A 6563-nucleotide genomic window follows, 5' to 3' on the forward strand; every position below is an offset into this window, starting at 1 on the left:
GCAAGCCCGCCAAGGTCGCGCTCACCGCCTGCATGCGCAAGTTGCTCACCATCATGAACGCCATGCTCAAGCACCACACCAATTGGGCTCCAGGGCTTGACGCGCAACACAGTTGCTAACGTGTTTTGGGGCTCAACAGCCTGCGCCACTATTGGACCACTGCGCCCTAAGATGGCCGCCGTTTGCAATCGCAAGTGCCTGTCGCATCTGTCTTTTTCCCTGGCTTGACTGGATGTTTATCCAGTATTAAATTGGGCGCGAAAACCGGCGCCTGTTACAAACCATTCTGCAGCGCAGCCGGGGGTTTGCCAAGGGAGGCAACGATGGCAGAAAAGGCCGTGGCGTCCGCGGCGGCAGGGCCGCGTCTGCTGGACCGGCTGCGTGCGCGCATCCGGGCCAAGCACTACAGCCTGCGCACCGAGCAGGCCTATGTGTTCTGGTGCCGGGCGTTCATCCGCTTCCATGGCCTTCGCCATCCGGCGCAGATGGGCGGGCCCGAGGTCGAAGCCTACCTGACCCACCTGGCCGCTGATCGCGGCTTGTCGCCGTCCAGCCATGGGCAGGCCTTGTCGGCACTGCTGTTCCTCTATGGCGAGGTCCTGGGTCTGCAACTGCCCTGGATGGACGAGATCGGTCGGCCGGTGCCGCCCAAGCGTTTGCCGGTGGTGCTCTCGGTGCAGGAAGTGAGCGCCGTGTTGGCGGAACTGGAGGGCGTGAACCGCTTGCTGGCGCAGCTGCTGTACGGCACCGGTCTGCGCATTTCTGAGGCCCTGTGCCTGCGCGTCAAGGACGTCGACTTCACCCACCGCGCCATCATCGTGCGTTCGGGCAAGGGCGACAAGGACAGGGTGGTGATGCTGCCCGCCAGTCTGGCTGCCGCGCTGCGCGAGCAACTGGCCCAGGCCAGAACCCTGTGGGCCGACGATGCGGCACACGACCGCGGCGGGGTCGAGTTGCCGCACGCGCTGGCGCGCAAATACCCGCGCGCGCCGCTGAGCTGGGCCTGGTTCTGGGTGTTCCCGCAGGACCGTCACAGCACCGACCCCCGCACCGGCGTGATCCGCCGACACCACCTGTTTGATCAAAGCTTCCAGCGCGCCTTCAAACGCGCCGTCCAGTCCGCCGGCATTGCCCGCCCCGCCACCCCGCACACATTGCGGCACTGTTTTGCCACGCACCTGCTGCAGTCGGGCGCCGACATCCGCACGGTGCAGGAGTTGCTGGGCCATGCGGATGTGTCCACCACGATGATCTACACGCATGTGCTGAAGGTGGGCGGCCTGGGCTCGCGCAGCCCGTTGGACGCGCTGCAGTTGCCGCCGGCCCCGATGGCACGCCCGACTGGGTCAGATCGCAAATCACCTGTCAGCGGCCTCGTACTTCCAGAATTACCCAGAGTCTGACCAAACTTTTGTGATCACATCTATGCCATTCGGCTACACTGCCGGGCATGGACACCCCCCTGCACGACTTCCTCTCACGCCACCGCATCCACGAGGTCGAGTGCGTGATCCCGGACATGACCGGCATCGCCCGCGGCAAGATCCTGCCGCGCGACCTGTTCCTGGCCAGCGGCGAGATGCGCATTCCCAAGAGCGTGCTGCTGAACACGGTGAACGGCCAGCAGCCTGACAACGGCCCGTTCGTTGGCGACACCGACCCCGACATGGTCTGCAAGCCCGATGCCGCCACCGTGCGCATCGTGCCCTGGGCCGCCGAGCCGGTGGCGGTGGTCATTCACGACTGCGAGGAGTGGGACGGCCGCCCGGTGCAGTTGTCGCCGCGTGCGGTGCTGCGCCGCGTGCTGGCGCTGTACGAACGCCAGGGCTGGAAGCCGGTGGTCGCCCCCGAGATGGAGTTCTACCTGGTGGCCCGCCAGCAGAACCCGCACGAGCCGCTGCAGCCGCCGCTGGGCCGCACCGGCAAGCCCGAGGTGGGTCGGCAGAGCTACTCGATTGACGCGGTCAATGACTTCGACCCCTTCTTCATGGAGCTGTCCAACTTCTGCGACCAGCACCAGCTGGGCGTCGAGACACTGATCCACGAAGCCGGCCCCGGCCAGATGGAGATCAACTTCAGCCACGGCGAACCGCTGGAGCTGGCCGACCGCGTGTTCCTGTTCAAGCGCGCGGTGCGCGAGACCGCGCTGCGCCACGGCGTGTTCGCCACCTTCATGGCCAAGCCCATGGAGGGCGAGCCGGGCAGCGCGATGCACATCCATCAAAGCATCGTCGATGCCGACGGCGCCAACATCTTCAGCCGGGCCGATGGCGGCCCGTCGGAGCTGTTCCACCACTTCATCGGCGGGCTGCAGACCTACATCCCGCAGGTCATGCCGATGTTCGCGCCCTACGTCAATTCGTACCGCCGGCTGGCACCCTACATGTCGGCGCCCATCAATGTGCGCTGGGGCCATGACAACCGCACCTGCGGCATCCGCATCCCCAAGTCAGTCCCGGCCGCGCGTCGCGTGGAGAACCGCGTGCCCGGCGTGGACGCCAACCCCTACCTGGCGATGGCCGCCACGCTGGCCTGCGGCTGGCTGGGCCTGCAGGGCGGCCTGCAGCCCAGCGAGCCCACCCAGGGCAGCGCCTGGAACGTCAGCCACGAGCTGCCGCGCCACCTGGAAGACGCGATCGAGGCCATGCGCGCCTGCGAGCCCATGAAGGAGATCCTGGGCGAGACCTTTGTCGATGCCTTCTGCGCCGTCAAGGAGCTGGAATACGCCACCTACAACCGCGTCATCAGCAGCTGGGAGCGCGAGCATCTGCTGCTGTTGGTCTAGAGGCGCAGCCAGATTCGCGGCTGCCGCCGCCAGGGCGGGCGCCTGCGACGGCCCTCGCAGCCCCACATGTTCCCGGAGATTCGATTCATGAGCGCACATGCCCCCCACGAGCGGCCAGACACTGGCGTGTCCCCGCTGAGTGTCCAAGCACTCCTCGCCCGAGAGCGCGATCGCTATGCCCAGACACACCCGCGCTCGCGCGAGCTGGCCGGCCGCGCCGCCGAGCACCTGATGTTCGGCGTGCCGCTGCACTGGATGAACGACTGGGGCACGTCCTTCCCGCTGCAAGTGGCGCACGCCCAGGGCGCGCAGCTGACCGACGTGGACGGCCACACGCTGGTGGACTTCTGTCTGGGCGACACCGGCGCCATGTTCGGCCACTCGCCCGCGCCGGTGGCGGCCGCGCTGCAGCGCCAGGCCACCGCCGGTCTGACCACCATGCTGGCCAACGAGGACGGCGCGGTGGTCGCCCAGTTGCTGGCCGAGCGCTTCGGCCTGCCGCAGTGGCAATTCGCGATGACCGCCACCGATGCCAACCGCTTCGTGCTGCGCTGGCTGCGCGCTGCCACCGGCCGGCCGGTGCTGCTGATCTTCAATGGCTGCTACCACGGCACGGTGGATGACGTCTTTGTCGACCTGATAGCCGGCCAGCCGGTGCAGCGCCCCAGCCTGCTGGGCCAGGTGCACGATCTGCTGCCCACCACCCGCGTGGTCGAGTTCAATGACCTGGCCGCACTGGAAGCCGCGCTGGCGCCCGGTGACGTGGCCTGCGTGCTGGCCGAGCCGGTGATGACCAACATCGGCATGGTGCTGCCGCAGCCGGGCTTCTGGGAAGCCGCGCAAGCCATCATCCGCCGCCACGACACGCTGCTGGTGATGGACGAGACCCATACCCTCAGCAGCGGCCCGGGCGGCTATGCGCGGGCCCACGGCATCGCCGCCGATGCGGTGGTGGTGGGCAAGGCGCTGGGCGGCGGCATGCCCTGCGCCGCCTACGGTTTCACGGCCGATCTGGCCGCGCGCGCGCAGGCCGCCAAGCGCGCCGCGCCGCCGGGGCACTCGGGCATCGGCACCACACTCACCGCCAATCTGCTGGCCATGGCCGCCATGCGCGCCACGCTGGAGCAGTTGTTGCGGCCCGAGGTCTTTGCGCCCATGCACGCCCGCGCCGCCGCCCTGGCCGACGGCCTGCGTGCACTGTTCCAGCGCCATGGCCTGCCCTGGTGCGTCACCCAGGTGGGCGCGCGCACCGAGTTCCAGTTCTGCGCCCAGCCGCCCCACAATGGCAGCGCCGCCGGTGCCGCCATGGACCCTACGCTGGAGCACGCGCTGCACCTGTACCTGCTCAACCGCGGCGTGCTGATCACGCCCTTCCACAACATGATGCTGGTCTGCCCCGACACCACCGACGCCGACCTCACCCGCCTGCTGCAGGCCATGGACGGCGCCCTGAAGGAACTGGGCCGTGGCTGAGTCCGTCGTCCAACACCCGCTGTTTCGCCTCAGTGGCCAGGTGGCGCTGGTCACCGGCGCCGGCAGCGAACACGGCATCGGCTTTGCCACTGCCCGGCTGCTGGCCGAGCTGGGCTGCGAGGTGGCCTTGGCCGCCACCACCATGCGTGTGCACGACCGCGCCAACGCGCTGCGCGAGCGCGGGCATGTGGCGCGCGGCTACGTGGCCGACCTCACCGATGCCGCCGCCGCCACCGACCTGGTGGCGCAGGTGCTGGCCGACGCGGGCCGGATCGACATCCTGGTGAACAACGCCGGCATGGCCCAGCAGGGCCAGGCCGAAGACTTCACGCCCCTGGCCGAACTGGACGACGCCCAGTGGCACGCCAGCATCGCCCGCAACCTGGACACCTGCTACCTGGTCACGCGGCGCGTGCTGCCGGGCATGCTGGCACGCGGCCACGGCCGCATCGTCAACGTGTCCTCGGTCACCGGTCCGCTGGTCAGCAACCCCGGCGAAGCCGCCTACAGTGCCGCCAAGGCCGGCATGGTGGGCCTGAGCCGGGCGCTGGCGCTGGAAGTGGCCGGCCAGGGCGTCACCGTCAATTGCGTGGCCCCGGGCTGGGTGGCCACGGGATCCACCACGCCCGAGGAAGCCCAGGCCGCCCGACACACGCCCATGGGCCGCGCCGGCACGCCCGACGAAATGGCCGCCGCCATCGCCTTCCTGGCCATGCCGGGCGCCGCCTACATCCAGGGCGAGCTGCTGGTGGTCGATGGCGCCAACTGCCTGCAGGAGCGCAAGGGATGAGTGTCTTCGCGCCCGACCTGATGCAGGGCCGCGTGGTGCTGGTCACCGGTGCCGCCGGCGGCGTGGGCGGCGCGCTGGCCGACCTGCTGGCCAGCCTGGGCGCGCGCCTGCTGCTGACCGACGTGCAGGCCGAACCGCTGCAGGCCCGCGCCCAGGCGCTGGGCGCCAGCGCGGTGGTGGCCGACCTGCGCGACAGCGCCCAGGCCGACCACCTGGTGCAGCAGGCGCTGGACCGCCACGGCCGCCTGGACGGCCTGGCCAACTGCGCCGGCCTGTGGGTGGAAGGGCCCAGCGAGCGCGCCACCGAGGCCGACTGGCAGCGCTGCATCGACGTCAACCTGAAGGCCGTGTTCTTCCTGTGCAGCCGCGCCATTCCGGCGCTCAGCGCCAGCCGCGGCGCGATCGTCAACATCGCCTCCGATGCCGGCGTGGTGGGCAACGCCGGCGCCGCCATCTACTGCGCCAGCAAGGGCGGCGTGGTGCTGATGAGCAAGGCACTGGCGCGCGAGCTGGCGCCGCAGGGCGTGCGCGTCAATGCACTGTGCCCCTCGGACATCGCCTCGCCGATGCTCGACTTCCAGGCCCAGCGCTACGGCGAAGGCGACCCCGCCGCCTACCACCGCCGCCTGCTGGCCCACTACCCGCAGGGCGACGCGGCGCGTTTCCTCAGCCCGATGGAGGTGGCGCAGCACGCGGTCTGGCTGCTGTCGCCCGCCTGCGCCGGAGTCACCGGCGCCGCGGTGATGCTCGACTTTGGTCTGACCGCCGGCTACTGATGAACCCCGCCGAGGATCCCAGCACCACCCAGCAGGACGAGGTCTACGCCCGCCTGCGCCAGTGGATCACCGTGGGCCGTTTCCTGCCCGGCGAGCGGCTGAAGATCCGCAACGTCGCGGCCGACCTGGGCGTGGGCCAGATGCCGGTGCGCGCCGCACTGCAACGCCTGGCGGCCGAGGGCGCATTGGTCAACATCCCCAATGCCGGCGTGGCCGTCCCGCGCCTGGGCGTGGCCGAGTTCGACGACCTGCTGCAGACCCGCATGCTGCTGGAAGGCGAGGCCGCCGAACGCGGCGCCGCGCGCCTGGACACCGCGCAGCGCAAGGCCCTGAAGGCCCTGTGCACCCGCATGGCCCAAGCCCTGGCCCGCGGCGACGCGACCGACTACCTGGCCGCCAACGAGGACTTCCACGTCATCCTCTACCAGGCCGCGGGCTCGCCCACGCTGTGGCGCCTGATCGACACCCTGTGGCTGCAGGCCGGCCCCATCAGCAACCAGCTCTTCGACACACCCGACGCCGCCCGCGTGCTGAACGACGCCCACGAGGCACTCATCAAGGCATTGGCGCGCAACGACAGCGCCGGTGTGCGCCGCGCGGTGGAGCAGGACATCTTCGTCGCGGGACAATTTCTTCGCCAGCGGTTGCGTGACGGCGGCTAACTGCCCACAGCGGCCGTAGGCCGCTGTGGGCCAACGCGCTACGCCAACCGTGCCGCCAAGGGCTGGGCAGGCAGGCA

At 69.8% G+C, this 6563-nt stretch carries 6 protein-coding genes; all 6 read left to right on the plus strand.

Features of this window, described 5'->3' with window-relative positions:
* The first annotated feature begins 323 nt into the window (after positions 1 to 323).
* The 6 genes from KAK03_RS24555 (at position 324) to KAK03_RS24580 (ending at position 6486) form a co-directional block, all read left to right on the plus strand.
* Positions 324 to 1403 carry an integron integrase gene (locus tag KAK03_RS24555; protein WP_210857321.1) on the plus strand — a complete coding sequence of 360 codons (1080 nt, stop codon included), beginning with the start codon at positions 324 to 326 and terminating at the stop codon, positions 1401 to 1403.
* A gap of 47 nt (positions 1404 to 1450) precedes the next feature.
* Positions 1451 to 2785 carry a glutamine synthetase family protein gene (locus KAK03_RS24560; protein ID WP_210857316.1) on the plus strand — a complete coding sequence of 445 codons (1335 nt, stop codon included), beginning with the start codon at positions 1451 to 1453 and terminating at the stop codon, positions 2783 to 2785.
* 87 nt (positions 2786 to 2872) lie between these two features.
* Positions 2873 to 4258, plus strand: a complete 1386-nt coding sequence (locus tag KAK03_RS24565) for an aspartate aminotransferase family protein (protein ID WP_210857317.1) — start codon at positions 2873 to 2875, stop codon at positions 4256 to 4258.
* Positions 4251 to 5048, plus strand: a complete 798-nt coding sequence (locus tag KAK03_RS24570) for an SDR family NAD(P)-dependent oxidoreductase (protein WP_210857318.1) — start codon at positions 4251 to 4253, stop codon at positions 5046 to 5048. The genes KAK03_RS24565 and KAK03_RS24570 overlap by 8 nt, the downstream gene beginning before the upstream one ends.
* A complete protein-coding gene (locus KAK03_RS24575; RefSeq protein ID WP_210857319.1) occupies positions 5045 to 5824 on the plus strand; it encodes an SDR family NAD(P)-dependent oxidoreductase in 780 nt (259 codons plus the stop codon). The genes KAK03_RS24570 and KAK03_RS24575 overlap by 4 nt, the downstream gene beginning before the upstream one ends.
* A complete protein-coding gene (locus KAK03_RS24580) occupies positions 5824 to 6486 on the plus strand; it encodes a GntR family transcriptional regulator (protein WP_210857320.1) in 663 nt (220 codons plus the stop codon). Before KAK03_RS24575 ends, KAK03_RS24580 begins: the two co-directional genes overlap by 1 nt.
* Positions 6487 to 6563 lie beyond the last annotated feature (77 nt).

It is taken from the genome of Ideonella alba (genome assembly GCF_018069845.1).
GTDB classification, from domain to species: Bacteria; Pseudomonadota; Gammaproteobacteria; order Burkholderiales; family Burkholderiaceae_C; genus Ideonella; species Ideonella alba.